Annotated in this window: 17 protein-coding genes, 1 tRNA gene and 1 pseudogene; 3 read left to right on the forward strand and 16 right to left on the reverse strand. The window is 75.2% G+C overall.

Annotated features, from left to right (window positions below; all coding sequences use genetic code 11):
- Positions 1-5 precede the first annotated feature (5 nt).
- The 14 genes from EJA20_RS02815 to EJA20_RS02880 form a co-directional block, all read right to left on the reverse strand.
- Entirely contained in the window at positions 6-1085 is a 1080-nt protein-coding gene (locus EJA20_RS02815; protein WP_129336659.1) for an ATP-binding cassette domain-containing protein, read from the reverse strand.
- The gene (locus tag EJA20_RS02820; protein ID WP_129336660.1) at positions 1082-2020 is read right to left on the reverse strand and encodes an ABC transporter ATP-binding protein; all 939 of its coding nucleotides are present in this window, start codon (positions 2018-2020) and stop codon (positions 1082-1084) included. The genes EJA20_RS02815 and EJA20_RS02820 overlap by 4 nt, the downstream gene beginning before the upstream one ends.
- The gene (locus EJA20_RS02825; protein ID WP_129336661.1) at positions 2017-3030 is read right to left on the reverse strand and encodes an ABC transporter permease; all 1014 of its coding nucleotides are present in this window, start codon (positions 3028-3030) and stop codon (positions 2017-2019) included. The genes EJA20_RS02820 and EJA20_RS02825 overlap by 4 nt, the downstream gene beginning before the upstream one ends.
- Positions 3031-3049: 19 nt before the next feature.
- On the reverse strand, positions 3050-4027 hold the full coding sequence (locus tag EJA20_RS02830; protein ID WP_129336662.1) for an ABC transporter permease: 978 nt from the start codon (positions 4025-4027) through the stop codon (positions 3050-3052).
- Positions 4028-4127: 100 nt separating this feature from the next.
- Positions 4128-5816: an ABC transporter substrate-binding protein gene (locus tag EJA20_RS02835; RefSeq protein ID WP_240674944.1), complete on the reverse strand. Its 1689-nt coding sequence runs from the start codon at positions 5814-5816 to the stop codon at positions 4128-4130.
- A 51-nt stretch (positions 5817-5867) separates the two neighbouring features.
- Complete coding sequence (locus EJA20_RS02840; RefSeq protein ID WP_240674945.1) at positions 5868-6857, reverse strand: LacI family DNA-binding transcriptional regulator; 990 nt, start codon at positions 6855-6857, stop codon at positions 5868-5870.
- A 505-nt stretch (positions 6858-7362) separates the two neighbouring features.
- Positions 7363-7438: transfer RNA gene (locus tag EJA20_RS02845), tRNA-Thr, on the reverse strand.
- A 111-nt stretch (positions 7439-7549) separates the two neighbouring features.
- Positions 7550-9055 carry an alpha/beta hydrolase gene (locus EJA20_RS02850; RefSeq protein WP_129336664.1) on the reverse strand — a complete coding sequence of 502 codons (1506 nt, stop codon included), beginning with the start codon at positions 9053-9055 and terminating at the stop codon, positions 7550-7552.
- A 124-nt stretch (positions 9056-9179) separates the two neighbouring features.
- On the reverse strand, positions 9180-10319 hold the full coding sequence (locus EJA20_RS02855; RefSeq protein ID WP_129336665.1) for a DNA polymerase III subunit delta': 1140 nt from the start codon (positions 10317-10319) through the stop codon (positions 9180-9182).
- Complete coding sequence (gene tmk / locus EJA20_RS02860) at positions 10316-10966, reverse strand: dTMP kinase (RefSeq protein ID WP_129336666.1); 651 nt, start codon at positions 10964-10966, stop codon at positions 10316-10318. The genes EJA20_RS02855 and tmk overlap by 4 nt, the downstream gene beginning before the upstream one ends.
- Positions 10967-11032: 66 nt before the next feature.
- Positions 11033-12049 carry a Gfo/Idh/MocA family protein gene (locus EJA20_RS02865; protein WP_129336667.1) on the reverse strand — a complete coding sequence of 339 codons (1017 nt, stop codon included), beginning with the start codon at positions 12047-12049 and terminating at the stop codon, positions 11033-11035.
- Positions 12050-12102: 53 nt separating this feature from the next.
- On the reverse strand, positions 12103-14847 hold the full coding sequence (topA, locus tag EJA20_RS02870) for a type I DNA topoisomerase (protein ID WP_129336668.1): 2745 nt from the start codon (positions 14845-14847) through the stop codon (positions 12103-12105).
- A gap of 168 nt (positions 14848-15015) precedes the next feature.
- Positions 15016-16098, reverse strand: a complete 1083-nt coding sequence (locus EJA20_RS02875) for a phosphatase PAP2 family protein (RefSeq protein WP_240674946.1) — start codon at positions 16096-16098, stop codon at positions 15016-15018.
- 143 nt (positions 16099-16241) lie between these two features.
- The gene (locus EJA20_RS02880) at positions 16242-17828 is read right to left on the reverse strand and encodes a methyl-accepting chemotaxis protein (protein ID WP_205687330.1); all 1587 of its coding nucleotides are present in this window, start codon (positions 17826-17828) and stop codon (positions 16242-16244) included.
- A 319-nt stretch (positions 17829-18147) separates the two neighbouring features.
- Here EJA20_RS02880 and EJA20_RS02885 point away from each other — a divergent pair.
- A pseudogene (locus EJA20_RS02885) lies at positions 18148-18444 on the forward strand (winged helix-turn-helix domain-containing protein); the annotation flags it as partial.
- A 35-nt stretch (positions 18445-18479) separates the two neighbouring features.
- Here the strand turns inward: EJA20_RS02885 and EJA20_RS02890 are convergent.
- On the reverse strand, positions 18480-19103 hold the full coding sequence (locus EJA20_RS02890) for a hypothetical protein (RefSeq protein ID WP_129336670.1): 624 nt from the start codon (positions 19101-19103) through the stop codon (positions 18480-18482).
- 158 nt (positions 19104-19261) lie between these two features.
- Between EJA20_RS02890 and radA the strand changes: the two genes are divergently transcribed.
- Together radA and disA are read left to right on the forward strand one after the other, a co-directional pair.
- A complete protein-coding gene (gene radA / locus EJA20_RS02895; protein ID WP_129336671.1) occupies positions 19262-20683 on the forward strand; it encodes a DNA repair protein RadA in 1422 nt (473 codons plus the stop codon).
- A 52-nt stretch (positions 20684-20735) separates the two neighbouring features.
- Complete coding sequence (gene disA, locus EJA20_RS02900) at positions 20736-21809, forward strand: DNA integrity scanning diadenylate cyclase DisA (RefSeq protein WP_129336672.1); 1074 nt, start codon at positions 20736-20738, stop codon at positions 21807-21809.
- A 21-nt stretch (positions 21810-21830) separates the two neighbouring features.
- Here disA and EJA20_RS02905 read toward each other — a convergent pair whose 3' ends face one another.
- Positions 21831-22499 (reverse strand): hypothetical protein, encoded by a 669-nt coding sequence (locus EJA20_RS02905; protein WP_129336673.1) that lies wholly within the window; start codon positions 22497-22499, stop codon positions 21831-21833.
- Positions 22500-22519 lie beyond the last annotated feature (20 nt).

Raw genomic sequence — 22519 nt, forward strand, 5'->3', positions numbered from 1 at the left:
GCGGGTCAGCGGGCGGCGGGGTCGGTCGGGTCCACCGTGTCCACGGCCAGGGCACGCGAGGCGACGTCCGCGGCGGGCCGGTAGAGGTGGCAGCGGACCCAGTGCCGGTCAGCGGCCGGCCCGACGTCGTGCCGGACAGGCTCCGTGCGGCTGCAGGTCGGGCCCGGGTCCCCGTCGAACGGGCAGGAGTCCGCCTCGAGCACGGCGGCGCGCAGCCTCGCCCGCTCGGCGGGGTCGTAGCTGCCGGCCCGCGACGGGTCCGGCACGGCCGACAGCAGCAGCTGCGTGTACGGGTGGGCCGGCCGGGCCATGAGCGCCATGGACGCGCCGCTCTCGACGAGCTCGCCGGCGAACATGACGGTCGTCCGGTCGGCGACGTACCGGGCCGAGGCGAGGTCGTGCGTGATGAAGAGCATCGAGATGCCGCGCTCGTCGCGCAGCCGGCGCATGAGGTTGAGCACGCCGATGCGGACCGAGACGTCGAGCATGGACGTGGGCTCGTCGGCCAGGATCACCTCGGGCCCCACGGCCAGCGCGCGGGCGATGGAGACACGCTGACGCTGGCCACCGGAGAGCTCGAACGCGCGCGACTCCAGCATCTCCGCGGGCAGGTCGACCGTCGCCATGAGCTCCTCGACCAGCTCGCGCATCTGCTCGGCGCCCGTGGCCCGACCGTGCAGCCGGGCGGCGCGCTCGAGGAACTGGTGGACGCGGTGGGCCGGGTTCAGGGAGCCGAACGGGTCCTGGAAGATCATCTGCACCTTGCGGCGGTACGCCCTCGACGCGCGTCGCGGCTCGCTGCGGAGCACGTCGACGCCGTCGACGAGGATCTGCCCCGCGGTCGGCTTCTCCAGCCGCGCGATGCAGCGCGCGATCGTGCTCTTGCCGCTGCCCGACTCGCCGACCAGCGCCATGATCTCCCGGCGCTCGACGTCCAGGTCGACCGAGCGGAGCGCCCGTACGACCGTGCGCGAGAACAGGCCGCCGACCGGGAAGTCCACGCTCAGCCCCCGGAGGCTGATGACGGCGTCCGGCGCCGCCGGGGGGTCGGTCCTCGTGCTCGTGGCCGGCGCTGCGGTGCTCATGCTCGTCCTCCATCGATGACGGTGCCCACCGGCACGGGCGCGACCCAGTGGCCGGGCGCTTCCTCCCGCAGGTCCGGGATGTCGGTGAACCGCACGCCCTCTCTCAGGCCCACCAGCGGGGTGTTCGGGCCGGACAGCGGCGGGAAGGCGTTGATCAGGGCGCGGGTGTAGGGGTGCCGCGGGTGGGCGAACAGGTCCCGGGCCGGGGCCGTCTCGACGAAGCGGCCGGCGTACATGACGGCCATCCGGTGCGAGAGCTCGATCATGAGCGACATGTCGTGGGTGATGAAGAGGACGGAGAACCCCAGCGAGCGCTGCAGCTCCGCGATCTGCGCCATGATCTCCTGCTGGACGACGACGTCGAGCGCGGTCGTCGGCTCGTCCATGATGAGCAGCTGCGGCCGCAGGGCGACCGCCATGGCGATCACCACGCGCTGGCGCATGCCGCCGGACAGCTGGTGGGGGTAGGACCTCAGACGCCCGGGGTCGATGCGCACGAGCTCGAGCAGCTCGGCCGCCCGCTCCCGCGCCACGGACTTCCGCAGGCGCTCGTGGGTGGTGAAGATGTCGACGATCTGGTCGCCGACGGTCATGACGGGGTTGAGGGAGCTCATGGCGGACTGGAACACCATCGCCACCTCCCGCCACCGCAGCGTGCGCAGCTCCTCGGCATCGAGCGCCAGGACGTCCCGTCCCTGGAACCGGATGGTTCCGCCCGTGATCGCGGCCGGCTCGCGCAGCAGCCGCATGACCGCGTTCGCGGCGGTGCTCTTGCCGCACCCGGACTCCCCGGCCAACCCGAAGATCTCCCCCCGGCCGATCGTGAAGCTGACCCGGTCGACCGCGCGCACCGTGCGGTGCTCGCCGTGGTACTCGACGGACAGGTCCGTGACCTCCAGGACCGGTGCGTCGTCCCGCGACGGGTGCGTGCTCATCGGTTCACCTCCGGGTGCGTGGCGGGGCGGAGCGCCCGTCGACGGGCGCTCGTCGTGCGGCGGGTGGCCCGCAGCCGCGGGTTCGTGACCTCGTCGACGCCGTAGTTGATGAGCGCCAGCGCGAACGCGACGAAGGCGATGGCCGCACCCGAGGGGACGAACGCCCACCACGTGCCGGACATGAGCGCGCCGTCGTTGCTCGCCCAGTACAGGTTCGTGCCCCAGCTGACCACGCTGACGTCGCCCAGCCCGAGGAACTCCAGGCCGGCCTGGGCGCCGATGCCGAAGATGACCGACCCGATGAGCGTGATCATCACGATCGACGCCATGTTCGGCAGGATCTCGCGGAACATGATCCAGGCCGGGCGCTCACCGGTGACGATCGCCGCCGCCACGAAGTCCTTCCCGCGGATCGACAGGGCCTGGGACCGCAGCACCCGGGCCGACCCGGCCCAGCCCGTGAACGTCAGGACCAGGATCACCGTGACCATCCCCGTCGGCAGGAACGCCGCCAGGATCACCAGGAGCGGCAGGCCCGGGATGAGCAGGAACACGTTGGTGAGCAGGGACAGCGCGTTGTCGGCGCGGCCCCCGAAGTAGGCCGAGGACAGTCCGACGAGCAGCCCGATCGCCGTGGCCGCGAGGCCCACGACGAAGCCCACGAGCAGGGAGCTGCGCGCCCCCCACATGGTCAGGGCCAGCACGTCCTGCCCCTTGGGGGTGGTGCCGAGCAGGTGCTGCGCCGAGGGCGGCTGGGCGCCGAGCGAGGTGATCGTCGACGGGTCGCCCGGGGCCAGGAGGGGGGCGAGCAGCGCCACGACGACGAAGAGCGCGAGCAGGATCATCCCCGTCAGCGCCTTGCGGTTCGCGACGAGGCTGTGGACGAGGCCCTGACGGGCCCGGCGCCGCGGCAGGAGGTCCGGCGCCGCCGGTGCGGTGGGGCCGCTCAGGGTCCCGCGGTGGTCGGTGGCGACCAGCAGCGGCACCTCGGTGGGGTCTGTGGCAGACATGAGGACTCCTCCTCCCGGGTCAGGAGACCCGCACGCGCGGGTCGAGGCGGACATAGACGATGTCGACGAGGAAGTTCGCGACCAGCACGGCGGCCGTGATGGTCAGGAAGATGCCCTGCATCAACGGGTAGTCCAGGGCGGAGACGGCGCCGAGGAGCTGGTACCCCACGCCGGGATAGGCGAAGACGACCTCGGTGAGCAGGGCGCCGCCGACGACGAAGCCGATGGCCATGCCGAACGAGGTGACCGCCGGCAGGGTCGCGTTGCGGGCGGCGTAGCGCAGCATGATGCGTGCCGGTCGCAGCCCCTTGGCCTCCGCCATGACGATGTAGTCCTCGGAGTTCGTGGCGATCATGGTGTTGCGCATGCCCAGCATCCAGCCGCCGATGGACACCAGCACGATCGTCGCGGCCGGCAGGACCAGGTGCGCGGCGACGTCGGAGAGGAACACCGGCGACCCGGACGGGGTCAGTCCGGCGGTGAACGCGTGCCGCAGGGGGAACCAGCCGAGCGTGACCCCGAACAGGTACAGCGCGCCCATGGCGAGCCAGAAGTAGGGGAAGGACCCCACGAAGACCAGGACCGGGGGCAGGACCGAGTCGAGCACCCCGCCGCGTCGCCAGGCGGCGAGGATGCCCAGGGCGTTGCCGATCACGACGGCGATGAGCAGAGCGGTGCCGCCGAGGAGCACCGTCCAGCCGATCTGGCTGGCGATGACCTCGGTCACCGGGGTGGGGAACCGGGAGATCGAGACCCCCATGTCGCCGGTGAAGACGCTGTGCCAGTAGCCGAGGTACTGCTGCCAGACCGGGCGCTGGTCCAGCCCGAACAGGACCCGCATCTGGTCGACCTGCTCCGGCGTCATCCGCCCCTGGGACTGGCTGAGCATCCGCGAGACGGGATCGCCGGGCATGAAGCGGGGGAGCAGGAAGTTGAGGGTGACCGATACCCAGAACGCGACCAGGTAGAAGCCCAGGCGCCTGACGACGAATCGCATGGCATTCACTCCGTTGTGTCGGTGCGGCGCACCCGGCGGCGCCCGCGCGCGGGCCGGCGCAGGCGCCGTCGGGTGTCCAGCTGCCCAGGAGGCGGGAGAGCTACGGGGCGACGACCGGCTCGAGCGTGGTCAGCACCAGGACGGTGGTGGCGCTCCGGGTCGACAGGGTCGCGTACGGGTTCTCCTCGGTGGGGAAGCCCGTGAAGCGGGTCGTGTTGTAGGCGCCCCACCGGGGGCCGGGGAACAGGGGGACGACCGGTGCGTTCTCGTCGAAGAGGACCTGGAGCTGGTCGATCGCCCTGTGCTGGCTCTCCTCGTCCGTGGCGGCCGCGAAGGTCGCCAGCAGCGCGTCCGCCTCGGGCAGGCCGAACCGGTGGTAGTTCTGCGTCGCCGGCTCACCGACGGGCACGGCCGTCTCCGTGGACATCACCCCGCGGTAGAACTGGTACGGGGTCGGCTCCATGTTGCTCCACACGATGCCGGTGTCGAAGCTGCCGTCCTCGTAGCCGGCGACCACGGCGGACCAGTCCGGCGCGTTCACGGTGGCGTCGATGCCGACGTCGTCGAGGTTCTGGTCGATGATGTTCGCCGCCGAGAGCCAGTCCGACGACGTCGCCCCGACGGAGATGTCGAACGACAGCGGGGAGCCGTCGGGCATGGTCCGGGTCCCGTCCGCTCCGCGGGCGTACCCCGCCTCGTCGAGGATCGCGTTGGCGCCGTCCACGTCACGCTCGGTCCAGTCGCAGCCCCCCGCCACGGCGTCGTCGCGCCAGGCGTCGTACCCGTCGGACAGCCCCGTGCAGTCGGCCGGGTGGGTGTAGCCCTGCATCGCCACCTCGGTGACGGACTCGCGGTCGACGGCCATGCTCAGCGCCTTGCGCACCCGGACGTCGTCGAAGGGGGGCTTCGTCGTGTTCAGCTGCCAGTTGATGACGCCGTCGGTCGCGGGGAACCAGAAGTGCCGGTTCTCCGGGTCGTCGGCCACGAAGGCGTTCTCGATGTCGGGGATGAACTGGTCGGCCCAGTCCGTCTCGCCGTTGGTCGTCGCCAGGTTCGCGGGGTCGTTGCCGGCGAAGGCGAGCATCTGCACGCCCTCGATCTTCTGCTTGTCCGGCTGCCAGTAGTGCGGGTTCTTCGTGAGGCTGTAGGCCTGGCTCTGGAAGCTGGCGACCTCCGTGTACGGGCCGGTGCCGACGGGGGTCTCGTTCGTCTCCAGCGCCGCGTCGTCGATGCCCTCCCAGACGTGCTGGGGCACGATCACCTGCCGGCCGAGCTCGTACAGCGCCGGCGCGAAGGGCCTGGTGAACGAGAACGTCACCGTGCGGTCGTCGTCGGCCGTGACGGTGTCGAGGTACTCGTAGCCGCCGGCGACGTCCTTCTGCAGCCCGAACGTGAAGGCGACGTCCGCCGCCGTGAAGGGCTCGCCGTCCGACCACTGGACGCCGTCGCGGAGCGTGAAGGTGAGACCCGTGCCGTCGGGCGCGGCGGTCCACCCGGTCGCGAGCCACGGCGTGGTCGTGCCGTCGTTGGGGTTGAAGACCAGCAGCGGCTCGTAGATCGCCTGCTGCGTCATGGGTGCGGCGTTGGGCGAGAACGGGTTGAAGTTCCGGGTGAAGGTCGCCATGTCCTCCCGCGGGATCTGCAGGAGCTGGGTGCCGTCGGCGGTGGCCGTGGCGTCGGTGCCGGCGGCGCACCCGGTCAGGGCGAGGGCGCCCACCAGGGCGAGCGCGCCGAGCGCGCGCCCCCGGCGGGACATCAAGGAGCGTGTCATCATGTTGCGCTTTTCCATTTCTCTGCTGCGAGCGAAGGGGTGGGAGAGAGCTCGTCGGCTGACTGGACCTCAGACCGACGAGCGTTCGACCAGCGGGCAGCCGACCGTCACCTGTCCGGGGACGATCGGCTGCCCTGCTGCGAGAGCGGTGCCGAGCATCTCGGCACCGCGTGTGCCCATCTCGTGGAAGGGCAGCGCGACCGTGGTGAGCTTCGGCCGCAGGTAGGCGGCGATCAGCTCCTGGTTGTCGAACCCGACGACGGCGACGTCGGCGGGGATCGACAGGCCACGTTCCTTGATGGCGTCGTAGGCACCCATGGCGATGCGGTCGGTGCCGCAGAAGAACGCCGTGGGGCGGTCGGCGAGGTCCAGCAGGGCGCACGCACCCAGGTAGCCGCCGTCCGCGGACGAGTCGACCGACACCACGAGGCCGTCCTCGGGCACGACGCCCGCCTCGGTCAGGGCCCGGCGGTAGCCGGCGAGCCGGCCCCGCGCTGCCGCCGTGTCGGGCTCCAGGTTGATGAACCCGATCCGTCGGTGACCGGCCTCGATCAGGTGGCGCGTCGCCGTGTGCCCTCCGCCCTCCTCGTCGGGGACGATCGACGGCAGACGACCGTGCGCGTCGAAGCAGTGGACGAGAATCGTCGGTACGTCGAGGGCGATCGGTGGCAGCGTCACCTCGCGATGGGAGCCCGAGGCGTAGATCAGGCCTTCCACACGCTGTTCCAGCAGCTTCTCCATCGCCGCCTGCTCGAACTCGGGATTGCCTTCCGTCGCCGCGATCAGGAGGAACTTCCCTTCCCGCCACGACCGGTCCTGCGCTCCCTTCACCGTCTCCATGCCGAACGGGCTCGTGACGATCTCCGTCACCAGACCCACCAGTCCGGACCGCTGAGCAGCCAGCGCCCGCGCGGCTGCGTGCGGCCGGTACCCGAGCTCCTCGGCGGCTCGCAGGATCCGCGCACGGGTGGCAGGGGAGACGCTCGTGTCGTCGCGGTTGTTCAGGACGAAGGACACGGCCGTCCGCGACACACCGACTCGTTGGGCGATGTCGCCCATGCGGACCGCCCTCGCTCCATCGCCGGCCATGGCACACCATTCCTGTCGACATCGACTCTTCGGTGGGTGGCGCTCAGCCCGTGTCGGTGAGCTCCGCGGCCTGCTAACGCGCGTTAGGTGGTCGCTTGAGGGGGAGATTACGCGCGTTAGTCGCGGCCCGTCAAGCGCTCCTTCCCTCGGGCTCGAGGCCCCGCGTGCATCGCACTCGTCGGCAGTGAGCGGACCAGGTCGTGACGGCGGGGACGAGGCGGGGGACCTGCTGGTCCTGCAGGGGCTGCTCGTCGAGCGGCTGGTCCGGGAGCACGACCGCCACGAGCGGGTCACCGCTCCGCGCTCACCCCGGAGGCCGATCGGGACGGAGACCAGGGACGTCTCGTCGACCTTCTCACCGACCACGACCACCGTCGGCTCCGAGTTCGGCATCACCGGGCTCTCGAGACCCCGGTCGGGCCGGTACGACGAAGGCCCCGTGACCGCATCTCTGCAGGTCACGAGGCCTTCGTGGTGGAGCCGCCTAAGAGAATCGAACTCTTGACCTTCTCATTACGAGTGAGACGCTCTGCCGACTGAGCTAAGGCGGCGTCGCGGCACCGGGGCGCCGCGAGCGCGCCCACTGTACCCGGAGGTCCTGCCAGGCTCCAAAGCGAGCGCGGCGCGTCACCCGGGAGTCCCCCGCGAGGCCGGCGACGACGTCAGCAGCGGGTGCCCTCCGCGGGCACCTCGCCCTCGAGCAGGTAGGCGTCGACGACCCCGGCCACGCACGGGCGGGAGCGGTTGTAGGCCGTGTGCCCCTCGCCCTCGTAGGTGAGCAGGACGCCCGACGACAGGGTCTCGGCCAGCCGCTCGGCCCAGACGTACGGGGTCGCCGGGTCGTTCGTCGTGCCGACGACGAGGACCGGGTCCGCACCCTCGGCGGCGTAGGACGGCAGGGGCTCGGCGGCAGGGGTCGGCCACTGCGCGCACGTCACACCGCCGTAGGAGAACCACGGGCCGACGGTGGGCGCCGCCGCCTCGACCGCCGCCGCGTCGGCCCGCATCGTCGCGGGGTCGGACGGTGCGCGCCCGTCGGCGCAGCCGATGGCCCAGAACGCCTCGAACATGTTGCTCGGGTACGTGCCGTCGGCCTCGCGGCCGTAGTACGCGTCGGACAGCGTGAGCAGCAGCGAGCCGTCCCCCCGCAGCAGCGCCGCCCGCAGGGCCTCGGTCAGCGTCGGCCAGGCCGCCTGCACGTAGAGCGTCACCGCGATGCCGGAGAAGGCCAGCGCGCCGGTGAGGCGCCGGTCGGTGCCCGTGGGCAGCGGCCCCGCGGTGGCCCGGTCCAGCATCTCGCGGATCTGGGCCATGCCGTCGTCGACGTCCCCGTCCAGCGGGCAGCCGTCCGTCCCGAGGCAGTCGGCGACGTAGGCGCGCAGCGCGCCCTCGAAGCCCGCCGCCTGGCCGGCCGACAGCTCCGTCGAGGTGAGCGTGGGGTCGAGCGCCCCGTCGAGCACGAGCCGCCCGACGCGGTCCGGGAAGAGCGCCGCGTAGGTCGCGCCGAGGGACGTGCCGTAGGAGTACCCGAGGTAGGTGAGCGTCTCGTCGCCGACGAGCGTGCGCAGCAGGTCGAGGTCGCGCGCGGCGCTGACCGTGTCGACGTGCCCCAGCAGCTCGCCCGTGCGCTCCAGGCACTGCGCGCCCACCCGCGCCCACGTCTCGGCGGCCCGGGCCAGCCCGGCGTCGGACGGGTCGACGTCCGCGGCCGTGATCGCATCGAGCTCGGGCCCGTCGACGCAGCGCACCGGGGTGGAGGCCCCCACGCCCCGCGGGTCGAAGCCGACGAGGTCGTAGGCCTCGAGCAGCTCGGGGCTGAACGTCTGCACCGCCTGCGGGACGAAGTCCACGCCGGAGGAGCCCGGGCCGCCGGGGTTCACGAAGAGCGTCCCCCTCCTCTCCCCCGTCGCGGCATGGCGTGCGAGCGCGAGGGTGATCCGCCCGCCCTCCGGGTCCGCCCAGTCCAGGGGCGCCTCGACCGTGGCGCACTCGAGGTCGCCGCACGCCGCCCAGGCGGGCACCTGCTCCGTGAGCTCGCCCGTGCCGGTCGCGGGGGCCGCGGCGCTCGGGGCCTGCGTCACGGTCGTCTGCCGCACGGGGGCCGAGCAGGCGACGAGGGCGAGGAGGGCGAGCGCCGCGACGGCGACCCGCGAGGCGCGCGAGAGCATGCCTCACGGTAACCGGAGGCCCGCCGGGGGCCGGCCGTCGCCCACGCCCCGGCTCAGGTCGTCGGAGGTGACGACGGCCGCGGCGGCGGGCTCGAGGGACGACGGCCTGGTGGGACGGCGTGCGTCACCCCTGCGGCCGCAGCGCGACGGCCATCGCCTCCACGGCCAGCAGCGGCGCGACGTTGCCCTCCAGCCGGGTCCGGGCCGTGCCGACCGCGTCCATGCGCCGCAGGGTCTGCTCCGGCGTGCCGGCGGCGGCCAGCGCCGCCACGTCGGCCGCGTGATCGACGTTGACGAGGTCGACGCCGGCGCCGAGCTGCACCACGAGCACGTCGCGGTAGAGGGACAGCAGGTCGACCATCGCGCGGTCGAGCACGTCCCGCAGGGCCCGGGTGGCCCGGCGCTTCTGCTCCTCCTCGAGGGCACGCACCTGGCCGCGCACCGCCGGCGGCACCGTCGGCGCGTCCGGGTCCGCCCCGAGCACCCGGAGCAGCTCGGCGCGCTCGGCCGCGTCCCGCTCCCCCGTGGCGGCGGCCGCGTCGGCCTGCGCCGTCTCGACGAGCTCCCCCGCCGCCAGCACCGCGTCCCCGACGCCGCGGATGCGCGCCGCGATGCTCAGCACGGCCGCCCGGCGGGCCCGCGCCTCGGGGTCCCGTGCCAGGCGGCGCGCCACGCCGACGTGGCTCTGCGCGGCCCGCGCCGCGCTCTCGGCCACGGCGGGGTCGACGCCGTCCCTCGCGACGAGGAGGCCCGCGACCGCGTCGACGGGCGGGACGCGCAGCGCCACGTGCCGCACCCGGGAGCGCAGCGTGACGAGCACGTCCTGCGGGCTCGGGGCGCACAGCACCCAGACCGTGCGCGGCGGCGGCTCCTCGATCGCCTTGAGCAGCACGTTGCCGCTGGAGTCGTTCAGCCGGTCGGCGTCCTCGACGAGCAGGACGCGCCACCGCCCCTGCGCCGGGGCCCGCTGCGCGAGCTGCACGAGGGGGCGCACGGTGTCGACGCGGATGACGACGCCCTCCGTGGCGACCACCTCGAGGTCGGGGTGGCGACCGGCGAGGGTGGTCGTGCAGTCGTGGCACACCCCGCAGCCGCCCTGCGTGCACTGCAGCGCCGCGGCGAAGGCGCGGGCCGCGTTCGACCGGCCCGACCCGGGCGGGCCCGTGAGCAGCCAGCCGTGGGTCATGCGCGCCGGGTCGGCCGCGGCCTCCGCCAGCACCTCGACGGCGGGCTCCTGCCCGACGAGGTCCGACCAGACGCTCACGACCGCACCGCCGTGGCCAGCGCCGCCCCCACGCGCTCACCGACGGCCGCGGCCAGCTCCGCCACCGGGCGCGTGGCGTCGAGGACGAGCCAGCGGCCCGGGTCCGCCGCCGCGCGACCCAGGAACGCCTCCCGCGTGCGGCGGTGGAAGTCGTCCCCCGCGCTCTCCAGCCGGTCGGGCTCGCCGGTCAGCCGCCCGCGCCCGACGTCCGGGTCGAGGTCGAGCAGCACCGTCACGTCGGGCAGCAGGCCGTCCACGGCCCAGAGGGAGAGGCGCTCGACCTCGTCGGCGCCGAGGTCCCGGCCCGAGCCCTGGTAGGCGACGGAGGAGTCGAGGTAGCGGTCGGTGACGACGACGGCCCCGCGGGCGAGGGCGGGCCGGACGAGGCTGGCCACGTGGTGCGCGCGGTCCGCGGCGTAGATCAGCGCCTCGGTGCGGGCGTCGAGGTGCTCGCCGTGCAGCACTGCCGTGCGCAGCGTGCGCCCCAGCGCCGTGCCCCCGGGCTCGCGCGTGAGCACGACCTCGTGGCCCGCCGCCGCCAGGCGCTCCCCCAGGAGCGCGACCTGCGTCGACTTGCCCGCGCCGTCCCCGCCCTCGAAGGACACGAACAGCCCCCGGCGGGGCGCGGGGGCGTCGGCGAGGGGCACGGCGTCACAGTAGCCGCGACCGGTGACACGCCCCGGCGCCCGTCCCCCGGGCGCCGGGGACTCCTGTCAGGCGGTCGGCGCCTCGCCCGGGTAGGCGACCCCGACCTGGCGGCGCACCTCGTCCATCGTGCGCAGGACGTCGAGCGTGCCGGCCCACGTCATCCGCGGGCTCTCGGTGACGCCGGCGTCGATGCAGCGCGCGACCTCGGCCGCCTCGTACTGCAGGCCCATCGCGAGCTTCTGGTCGAACGTCCACTCGCGGCCGTCGCGGCGGGAGACCTTGAACGACGTCGGCGCGTAGAACGGACCGGCGATGCCGATGTAGCCCTCCGTGCCCGCGACGGAGGCCGTCGTCGGCGTCCGGGCCCACAGCGTCGTCGAGAGGGTGGCCTGCGCCTTCTCGCCGTAGCCCAGCGCGATCGTCAGGTGCCCGTCGACGCCCGTGGACGTCAGGGCGCCGACCGCGGTGACACGGTCGGGCACGCCGAGCACGTCGTGGGAGAAGGACACGGGGTAGACGCCGAGGTCGAGGAGGGCGCCGCCGGCCAGCTCGGGGGCGTAGAGCCGGCTCTTCGGGTCGTGCGCGAAGAACTGCCCGTGGTCGGCGCGGACGGAGACGATCTCGCCGATCTCACCGGCGGCGATGACCTGGTGCATCGCGGCGACGTGCGGCAGGAAGCGCGTCCACATGGCCTCCATGACGAAGACCCCGGCGGCGCGGGCGGCCTCGAAGACCTCCTCCGCCTCCGCCACGTTGCGCGTGAACGCCTTCTCGACGAGGACGTGCTTGCCCGCCCGGATCGCGAGCAGCGCGTGCTCGCGGTGCTCCGAGTGCGGGGAGGCGACGTACACGACGTCGACCTGCGGGTCCTCGACGAGGTCGCGGTACCCCACGTGCACCGTCGGGATGCCGTGCGCGGTGGCGAAGCGGGTGGCGCGGTCGCGGTGGCGCGAGCCGACGGCCACCATCTGCGCCCGCGTGTGGGCCCGGACGGCGTCGGCGAACGCGGCCGCGATCCCGCCGGTGCCGATGATCCCCCAGCGGACGGGCGGGGCGGAGCGCGGGTCCTCGGTGAGTGCCATGGTCGCCAACCTAGCGCCCGGCCGGGGCGGGCGCGGGCGGGTGACCGCGCCGGTCAGGACTTCGACGCCGCCTTGGCCCGCGTCGTCGTGCGTCGGGCCGGGGTCTTCTTCTTGGCGGGGCCGGCCGCGCGCTTCTCCGCGAGGAGCTCCACGGCCTGCTCGCGGGTCAGCGACTCGGGCGTCGCGTCGCGCGGCAGCGTGCGGTTCGTCTCGCCGTCGGTGACGTAGGCGCCGAAGCGGCCCTCCTTCACCACGATGGGCTTGCCGCTCGTCGGGTCCTCCCCGAGCTCCTTGAGCGGCGGGGCGGCCGTGGCGCCGCGGCCGCGCTTGGGCTGGGCGTAGATGGCCAGCGCCTCCTCGAGCGTCACGTCGAAGAGCGCCTCCTCCGAGGCGAGCGTCCGCGAGTCCGTGCCCCGCTTGAGGTACGGGCCGTAGCGGCCGTTCTGCGCCGTGATCTCCTGCCCGGTCTCGGGGTCCGCGCCGACGACCCGCGGCAGGGACAGCAGCCGCAGGGCGTCCTCGAGGGTCACCGTCTGCAGGTTCATCGACTTGAACAGCGACGCGGTGCGGGGCTTGGGCGCCGCCGCCAGCGCCTTCTTCCGCGCGGCCGCCGAGAGGCCCGGGTCGAGCTCGGGCTCGGGCAGGAGCTCGGTGACGTAGGGGCCGTAGCGGCCGTTCTTCGCCACGACCGTCGTGCCCGTCGCGGGGTCCTCCCCGAGCACGAGGTCGCCCTCGGGCTCCGTGCGCAGCAGCTCCAGCGCCTTCTCGAGCGTGAGCTCGTCGGGGGCGAGCTCCTCGGGCACGGCGGCGCGGCGGGGCGTGCCGTCCGCGGTGCTCCCGGTGACGCCCGCGGTGTCCTCCAGGTAGGGGCCGTACCGCCCGACCCGGAGGGCGACGCCGTCACCGATCTCGATGGTGTTGACCTCGCGGGCGTCGATGTCGCCGAGGTTCTCCAGCAGCCCGCGCAGGCCCCCGGCCTCCGGCGTGCCCGAGCGGTCGCCGAAGTAGAACTGCTCGAGCCAGGCCCTCCGGTCGCGGCTCCCGGCCGCGATCTCGTCGAGGTCCTGCTCCATCGCGGCCGTGAAGTCGTAGTCGACGAGCCGCTCGAAGTTCTCCTCGAGCAGCCGCACCACGGCGAACGCGAGCCACGAGGGCACGAGCGCCTGGCCGCGGCTCGTGACGTAGCCGCGGTCCTGGATGACGGAGATCGTCGCCGCGTACGTCGACGGGCGGCCGATCTCGCGCTCCTCGAGCGCCTTCACCAGGCTCGCCTCCGTGTAGCGCGGCGGCGGGGAGGTGCGGTGGCCGTCGGCCGTGAGGTCCGTCGCGGTGAGCGGGTCGCCCTCCGCCATGCGCGGCAGGCGCGCCTCGCCCTTGCCCTCGGCCGGCGCCGCCTCGGCGGCCCCGGCGTCGTACCGGTCGACGTCGCGGCTCTCCTCGTACGCGGCGAGGAAGCCGCGGAAGGTGATGACGGTGCCCGACGCGGAGAACACGGCCGTCGTCGGGCCGTCGGCGAGGGCCGCCGTGGCCGCGAGGCGCACGGAGGCGGTCTGGCCCTTCGCGTCCGCCATCTGCGAGGCGACGGTCCGCTTCCAGATGAGCTCGTACAGCTTGTACTGGTCCCCCGACAGCTCGCGCGCCACCTGGGCGGGCGTGCGGAAGTGGTCCCCCGCCGGCCGGATGGCCTCGTGCGCCTCCTGGGCGCCCTTGGCCTTGCTCGTGTAGATGCGGGCGGTGTCCGGGACGTACTCCGAGCCGTACAGCTCGGCCGCCTGGCGCCGCGCGGCGTCGATCGCCTGCGTCGACAGCGCGGGCGAGTCCGTCCGCATGTAGGTGATGTAGCCGTTCTCGTACAGGCCCTGCGCCGTGCGCATCGTCTGCCGCGCGGACATGCGCAGCTTGCGCCCCGCCTCCTGCTGCAGCGACGAGGTGGTGAAGGGGGCGGCCGGGCGGCGGGAGTAGGGCTTCGTCTCCAGGCTCTGCACGCTCACCTGCGCGTCCGCGAGCCCGGCGACGACGGCCTGCGCCGCGCCCTCGTCGAGCTGCACCGCCTCGGCGGTCCGGAGACGGCCGCGGTCGTCGAAGTCGCGGCCCGAGGCCACCCGGCGCCCGCCGAGCGAGGTCAGCCGTGCACCGAACGTCGGCTCGGCCGCGTCGGCCACCGCGAAGGTCCCCGTGACGTCCCAGTAGTCCGCGGCGACGAAGGCCATCCGCTCGCGCTCGCGCTCCACGACCATGCGCGTGGCGACGGACTGCACGCGACCGGCGGACAGGCCCTTGCCCACCTTGCGCCACAGGACGGGGCTCACCTCGTACCCGTAGAGGCGGTCGAGGATGCGCCGGGTCTCCTGCGCGTCGACGAGGCGCTCGTCGAGCTCGCGGGTGGCCCCCAGCGCGCGCTGGATGGCCTCGGGGGTGATCTCGTGGAAGACCATGCGGTGCACGGGCACCTTGGGCTTGAGCTCCTGCAGCAGGTGCCAGGCGATGGCCTCGCCCTCGCGGTCCTCGTCGGTGGCGAGGTAGAGCTCGTCGGACTCCTTGAGGGCCCGCTTGAGCTCCGCGACCTTCTTCTTCTTGTCCGCGTCGACCACGTAGTAGGGCTCGAAGCCGTGGTCGACGTCGACCGCGAACTTGCCGAACGGGCCCTTCTTCATGTCGGCCGGCAGCTCCGACGGCTGGGGCAGGTCGCGGATGTGCCCCACGCTCGCCTCGACGTCGAAGCCCTCGCCGAGGTACCCGGCGATCGTGCGCGCCTTCGCCGGCGACTCCACGATCACGAGCTTGCGTCCTGCCGCCATCTGTCGGTCCCGTCCCTGCCCACGTCGTCCCCTGCCGGCGGGCGGGGTCCGCCCTCCGGCGACCGGCGCCGCCGGCCGTGCCCGGCCGGTGCCGCGGTGCGGCCCGACCCTACGCTGCCCGGCGCCCGGCTCCGACGCCCGCCCGGGCCGGGGGACGACGGGCCGCCCTCAGCCCCGGCGGGGCGGCCGCTCGCCCGCCGCCTGGCGCAGCGCCAGCAGCAGGGCGAACGTCAGGGCGCTCGCGCCCACGACCCCGGAGCCCGCCCCGAGGTAGGACGTCACGAGGTCGGCGCGCCCGTCGGGGACGGCGCCCGCGGTGCGGACGACCTCCGCCGTGCGCGCCAGCGCGAGGGCACCCACCGCGGCGAGCACGAGGCCCGCGACGAGCAGCAGGCCCGTCACCGCGCGGCGGACGCCGCGGCCCCGCCCGGCGCCGGCGGTCGCGAGGTCGGCCCGGGGCACCGCCGCGGTGTCGGCCCGGCCGACGGCCGGCGGCTCCACCCGGCGGGGGGCGAGCGCGACGAGGGCGCAGGCGGCCGCGCCCCAGACCAGGACGACCGCGAGCGCCGCCACCACGTCCGAGGGCCGGTGCCACTGCCCGACGAGCACGGAGAAGCCCGTGGCGGCGGTGAAGGCCGCACCGAGCAGGGCCGCCCACGGACGCACCCGCGGGGGCACGACGAGGAGCAGGGCGGCGGAGACGGAGGCGGCGGCGGTCGTGTGCCCGCTGGGCAGCGCGTTCTCGGCGCCGGCGTAGGAGACGCCGAGGTCGGGCCGCTCGAGGACGACGTGCTTGAGCAGCCGCGTGGTGACGTTGGCGCCGCCCATGAGCAGCGCCACCTGGACCGCGAGGCCCCACCGACGACGGGCGAGCGCGATCGCCGCGGCGCCGAGCAGCACCGCGGCCACGGAGCCGACGGACACGACCTCGAGCACGTCGCTCGCCACCGTCCACAGCCGCGACCGGCCGAACGTCGCGCCCCGGAACGCGGCCTCGTCGACCGCCTGGCCCGTCGTCGTCGTGACGAAGGCCCACCACGACGCCCACACGGCTGCAGCGGCGGCGAGCGCCAGCGCCAGCGCGAGCGCCGCGACACCCGGCCGCGAGCGCCGGGCGGGCCGGTCCTCCTGCGACGGCGGCAGCGACCACGCCGTGCCGTCGCCGGGCCCGCCCGGGGCCCCGGCGCGCGGCACCCCGACGGGTCCGCGCGGGCGTCCCGCGCGGGTCCGGGTCGGGGGCGAGGACGTCACGCGCCCACGGTAGGTCACCCGCCCGTGCCGGGGCCGGGGCTCCACGGGATGCTCACACCCGGTGCACGGCGCCCCCGCCGGGGACGGTCCCGGCCGACGGCGGACGACGGCGGACCAGGCTCCGGCGTCGCCCGCCCGAGGCGTCAGAGGACGAAGTGCCGCACGGCCTGCTGGAGCTCCCCGCTCATCGCGAGCAGGTCCCGGGCCGACCCCTCCACGCTGCCCGCGCCCGCGCTCGAGCGCTGCGTGGCCTCGGCGACGCCGGAGATGCTCCCCGCGATCTCGGAGGAGCGGCCCGCCGCCTCCCCGACGTGTCGCGTCATCTCCTGGGTCGTGGCGGTCTGCTCCTCCACGGCGGAGGCGATGGTCGTCTGGTAGTCGCTGATGCGGGCGACGACCTCGCTGATCTCGGCGATGGCGTCGACCGCGCTCGCCGTGTCGGCCTGGATCGCCTCGACGCGGCGGGCGATGTCCTCCGTGGCGCGGGCGGTCTCGGAGGCGAGCTCCTTGACCTCGCCGGCGACGACGGCGAAGCCTTTGCCGGCCTCGCCCGCGCGGGCGGCCTCGATGGTCGCGTTCAGCGCCAGCAGGTTCGTCTGCTCCGCGATGGAGGTGATCGTCTTGACGACGTTGCCGATCTCCTGGCTCGAGGCGCCGAGCCGCTCGATCTGGCCGTTCGTCGCCAGCGCGCGCTCCGTGGCGTGCGCGGCGACGGTGGCGGCCTCGTTCGCGTTGCGGGAGATCTCGCGGATGCTGGCACCCATCTCCTGGGCGCCGGAGGCGACGGTCTGCACGTTGCGGCTGACCTGGTCGGCCGCGCCCGCGACGACGTCGGCCCGCTCGGAGGCGTCGGCGAGGCTCTCGACGATGGTGCCCGTGGACGCGGTGAGGCCCTGCGCGGCGCCGCCGAGGCGGTCCGCGGAGCGTGCGACGACGCGGACCACGTCCGACATCGCCTCCAGGCCGCGGTTGAGGGCCTCGCCCATGCCGGCGATCTCGTCGGAGCCCGTGACGTCGGCGCGGGCGGACAGGTCCCCGGCCGCCATGGCGTCCAGGACGGCGACGAACCGGCGCAGCGGCGCCCCGACGCGGCGGGCGACGACCGCGCCCAGGGCGAGGGACAGGACGGTGAGCGCGACGACCACGAGCACCGTCGTCACGAGGCCGGCGCGGTAGGCGGCGTGCGCCTGCTCGGCCGTCGCGGACGCCTGCGCCCGGGAGGCCCCGGCGGCGTCGCGCAGGCTCTCGCCCATCCGCTGCTCGAGGGAGCCGACGGTCGCGACGCTCTCGCGGAAGGTCTGCACGTCCCCGGCGGCGGCCGCCGCGGTGAGCTCGGCGACGGCGGCGTCCCGCTCGTCGACGAGGGTGCCGAAGGTCTCGAGCGCGTCCTGCGCCGCGGCCGTGAGCGGCAGCGCCAGGGCCGCGTCGAGGTCCTCCCGCATCGCGGCGCCGAGCTCGGCGGCCTCCGCCCCCAGGCGGGCGGCCTCCTCCTCCGGCATCCCCGGCAGGCCCGCCCGCGCCGAGGCGGCCTGCGCCTGCCAGTACCCGACCTCGACCGCGCGGACGGCGTCCGTCGGCACGGCGCCGAGCGTCTGCACGTCGGTGGCGCGCTGGTCCAGCGTCCGCATGCTCGACACGGCGTAGGCCCCCAGGCCCACGGTCAGCACCGAGACCAGGACGAAGGCGGCGAGGAGGCGGGCGCGCAGCGAGCGGCGCGGGTCGAGGTTCATCGGGAGGGCTCCGGGGGGCGAGGGGTCGGCACGTCCCCCGTCCTGTCGGCCGCGCGCCGCCGGACCTGACCGGACCGGGGCGGCCTCACCCGGTCGGCGGACCGCTCCCGGGTGGCGCAGCGGTGCGGCGGACCCGCGTCCCAGGGAACGCCCAGGACCGCGTCAGCCGCTCCCCAGCGTCGCCGCCGAGGGTGGGGGCATGACGACGACGACCGGGCGCCCCGGCGCCGCGCCCCTCCCCGACGGCGCGGACGCCCCGGGCCGCACCTCCCGTCCCGGGTCCGACGACCCCCTGGCCGACGGGACCGACGGCGGCGAGGTCCTCGTCGTCGGGGGGCTGCGGCTCGACGAGGCCGCGGGCCGCGTGGAGCGCGACGGGGAGGAGATCCGCCTGACGCGGCGGGAGCGCGAGCTGCTCCGCTACTTCATGGCCAACCCCCGCCGGGTGCTGTCCAAGACGCAGATCCTCGACCGCGTGTGGCGCGACGACACCCCCGGCCGCGGCAACGTGGTCGAGCTGTACGTGTCCTACCTGCGCCGCAAGATCGACCGCGGGCGGACGCCCATGCTGCACACGCTGCGGGGCGTCGGCTACGTGCTGCGCCCCGCGACCTGAGGACCGCGCGACCCGGGAGCCGGGTGGCGGGTGCGTCAGAGCGGGTAGGCGTCGGCGAGCGCGGCGACGTCCGCCGCCGGGCCCGTGAGCAGGACGACGACCGTGCCGTTCGACCACACGGCGACCCCCGAGCCGTCGGCGGCGGTGCCGTCCGTGCGCGTGCCGGCGGGCGCCCCGCCCACGAGGACCTCCGTGGGCGCGGCCACCGTGCCGCCCGCCGCGGCGACCCCCGCCGCCAGCTCCCCGGCGACCGCGGCCGCCTCCTCGGGCGTGCGCCACTGGCCGACGCGCACCGTGGCCGTGGACGCCCCGTCGGAGAGGGTGTCCTGCCACGCCTCGAGGGCGCCGCGCAGGGGCCACTCGCCGTCGGGGGCCGAGCCCGTGAGCGCGTACGCCAGCACCGTGGCCGGCAGCACGGCGGTGAGGGCCGTGCCGGCGGGGCGCGCCGCGGGCGGCAGGGTCGGGGTCGGCAGCGGGGCGACGAGGGTCACCGTCGGCTGCGGCGCGGCCGCGGGGACGTCACCGCCGCGACCGGGCAGCACCACCGCCGCGACGAGCCCGGCGGCGACGAGGGCCCCCGCGGCCACGAGCACGGGCGGACGCCGCCACACCGGTGCCGGTGCCGTGGTGCCCGACGCACCCGGGTCGCTGTCCGTCACGTGCCCCTCCGCCTCCCGCCGCGGCGTGGTCGTCCGGGCGCGGGCGAGCCTAGCGACGCCGCCGTCCCGGGCCCCGGACCCCGCCCGGACGCGCCCGGCGTGGCGGCGGGCGGGGCGGCGGGCGGGGCGTGTCGGTGGCGGGCCGTAGGTTGCGCCGCATGACAGCAGCGGGCGTGCGGCGGGCCGACCGGACGGGGCGTCCCGCCTTCCGGTGCACGGAGTGCGGGTGGGGCACGGGCAAGTGGGCCGGGCGCTGCGGCGAGTGCCAGGCGTGGGGGACGCTCGTCGAGGACGCGCCCTCGGCCGGACCCCGGACCCAGGCGGTGGCGCCCTCGCGCACCCCGGCCCTGCCGATCGACCAGGTGGATGTCGAGACCGCCCGGGCGCGCCCCACGGGCGTCGACGAGCTCGACCGCGTGCTCGGCGGCGGCCTCGTGCCGGGCGCCGTCATCCTCCTGGCGGGCGAGCCCGGCGTGGGCAAGTCGACCCTGCTGCTGGACGTCGCCGCCCGGGCCGCCCGCACCGGGCGGCGCGTGCTCTACGTGACCGGGGAGGAGTCGGCCGGGCAGGTCCGGCTGCGTGCCGGCCGGATCCGGGCGCTCGACCCGGGGCTGCTCCTGGCGGCGGAGTCCGACCTCGCGACCGTCCTGGGCCACGTGGCCGCGAGCGACCCCGACCTCCTCGTGGTCGACAGCGTCCAGACGATCGCCTCGGCCCAGGTCGAGGGCGCACCGGGCGGCGTGGCGCAGGTGCGGGAGGTCGCGGCCGCCCTCATCGCCGCCGCCAAGTCGCGCGACATGCCCGTCGTGCTCGTCGGACACGTGACGAAGGAGGGCGCCGTCGCCGGGCCGCGGACGCTGGAGCACCTCGTGGACGTGGTGTGCCAGTTCGAGGGGGACCGCCACTCGCGCCTGCGGCTGCTGCGGGCGACGAAGAACCGCTACGGCCCCACGGACGAGGTCGGCTGCTTCGACCTGTCGGAGCAGGGCATCGTCGGGCTGACCGACCCCAGCGGCCTGTTCGTCTCCCAGGCGCTCCACCACGTGCCGGGCACCTGCCTCACGGTCAGCCTCGAGGGCCGGAGGCCCCTGGCGACGGAGGTCCAGGCGCTCGTCGCGCCGAGCATGACGCCCAACCCGCGCCGGACCACGTCCGGCGTCGACGCCTCGCGGCTGGCCATGGTGCTGGCCGTGCTGCAGCGGCGACTCGGCACCCGGCTCGCCGACCAGGACGTCTACCTGTCCACCGTCGGGGGCGCGCGCGCCGTCGAGCCCGCGGCCGACCTCGCCCTGGCGCTGGCCGCGCTGAGCTCGCGCGAGGACCTGCCGCTGCCGCGCGGGCTCGTGGCGGTCGGCGAGGTCGGGCTGGCCGGGGAGATCCGGACCGTCTCGGGGCTGGGCCGGCGCCTGGCGGAGGCGGCCCGCCTCGGCTTCACGCGGGCGGTCGTGCCCGCGCACGGCACCGACGGCCTCACCCCGCCCGAGGGGCTGACCGTGCTGCCGGTGGCGGACCTGGCCGCGGCGGTCGTGGGCCTCGGCCTCGACCGGGACGCCACGGCCGGGGCCGGCAGCGGCCGGTAGCGGTCACGAGCAGGCCCTCCGTCGCGGTGGACCGGCCCCGTACCATGCACGCGTGGCAGCCCCCGGCACGGACGACCTCCTGCGCTCGACGCTGGTCGCCGTCGCCCCCGGCAGCGAGCTGCGCGACGGCCTCGAGCGCATCCTGCGCGGCCGCACGGGCGCGCTCATCGTGCTGGGCTTCGACCGCACCGTGGAGTCCATGTCGTCGGGCGGCTTCGTCCTCGACGTCGAGTTCTCGGCGACCCGCCTGCGCGAGCTGTGCAAGATGGACGGCGCGGTCGTCGTCGACCGGGACATCTCGCGCATCGTGCGCGCCAACGTCCAGCTGCTGCCCGACGCCTCCATCGAGACGTCCGAGTCGGGCACCCGGCACCGCACCGCGGAGCGCGTCTCGAAGCAGACGGCCTTCCCCGTCGTCACCGTGTCGGCGTCCATGCGCATCGTCGCGCTGTACGTCAGCGGCCAGCGGTACGTGCTCGAGGACTCCACGACGATCCTCTCCCGCGCGAACCAGGCCCTCGCCACCCTCGAGCGCTACAAGAGCCGTCTCGACGAGGTCAGCGGCACCCTGTCGGCGCTGGAGATCGAGGACCTCGTCACGGTCCGGGACGTCTCCGCCGTGGTGCAGCGCCTGGAGATGGTCCGGCGCATCTCCGAGGAGATCGAGGGCTACACGGTCGAGCTCGGCACCGACGGGCGCCTGCTCACCCTCCAGCTCGACGAGCTCGTCGGCGGCCTCAGCACCGACCGCGAGCTCGTGGCCCGCGACTACCTCGACCTCACGCGCACGGACGCCGCGTCCGTGCTCGACGCGCTCGCGGGGCTCACCTCCACCGAGCTGCTGGACATGGCCCTCATCGCCCGCGTGCTCGGGCTCCCGGGAGGCGGCGACGCGCTCGACGCCGCCGTCGGGCCCCGCGGCTACCGCCTGCTGTCCAAGGTGCCGCGCCTGCCGGGCACGATCGTCGACCGGCTCGTCACGCACTTCGGCGGGCTGCAGAAGCTGCTCGCGGCGGGCATCGACGACCTCATGGCCGTCGAGGGCGTCGGCGAGCAGCGGGCCCGGGCCGTCCGCGAGGGGCTGTCCCGCCTCGCCGAGTCGAGCATCCTCGAGCGCTACGTCTGACGGCGCCCGTCCTCGACGCGCTCAGCCGAGGGTGAAGACCGCGGGTGCCGCGTCCACGCCGCCGACCCGCAGCGTGAGGGCGTAGGTCCCCGCCCCCGGCGAGGGCAGCCCGCCGGGGCACCCGGCCGCGGACCGCTCGCGCGGCCAGGCGAGGGTCGAGGTGTCCACGGCGTCGGCGGCGAGGAGCAGCGGGCGGCTGTCGTCCGCGGGCGCGCAGTCCTTGTTCGACCAGACGCGGTCCGTGCCGCTGGTGAGCACGAGCTCGCGGTGGGCCTCGCCGGCGTCGACGAGGCACGGCGCGTCGCCGGTGTTCCTCAGACCGATCTCGAAGGTCGGGTCGGAACCCGCCGGGAACTCGGGCGCGGCGGGCGTGAGCGTCACCGCGAGGTCGGCGGGTGCGCAGACGGCGACACCGCCGACGGTGGTCGGGCTGGGGCTGGGGGTCGGCGGGGGTGCCGTCGGCGTGGCCGCCGCGCCCGCGCCCGCGGGGTCGGCGTCGCCGGTCGTGCCCCCGGCGGCGGGTGCGGCCGGCCCCTCGGCACCGCCGCCCCGCTCCGGCGCGCCCGGGTCGGCCCCGGCGGTGGCGAGCCACACGACGAGCACCGCGACGAGCAGCAGCGGCAGGCCGAGGACGACGGCGCGGCGCACCCAGTAGACGCGCGCGGGCAGCGGACGTGCGGGTGCTCCCACGGCAGGCCTCCGTCCCTCGT

It is taken from the genome of Cellulomonas endophytica, assembly GCF_004123805.1.
In the GTDB taxonomy this organism is placed as follows: domain Bacteria; phylum Actinomycetota; class Actinomycetes; order Actinomycetales; family Cellulomonadaceae; genus Cellulomonas; species Cellulomonas endophytica.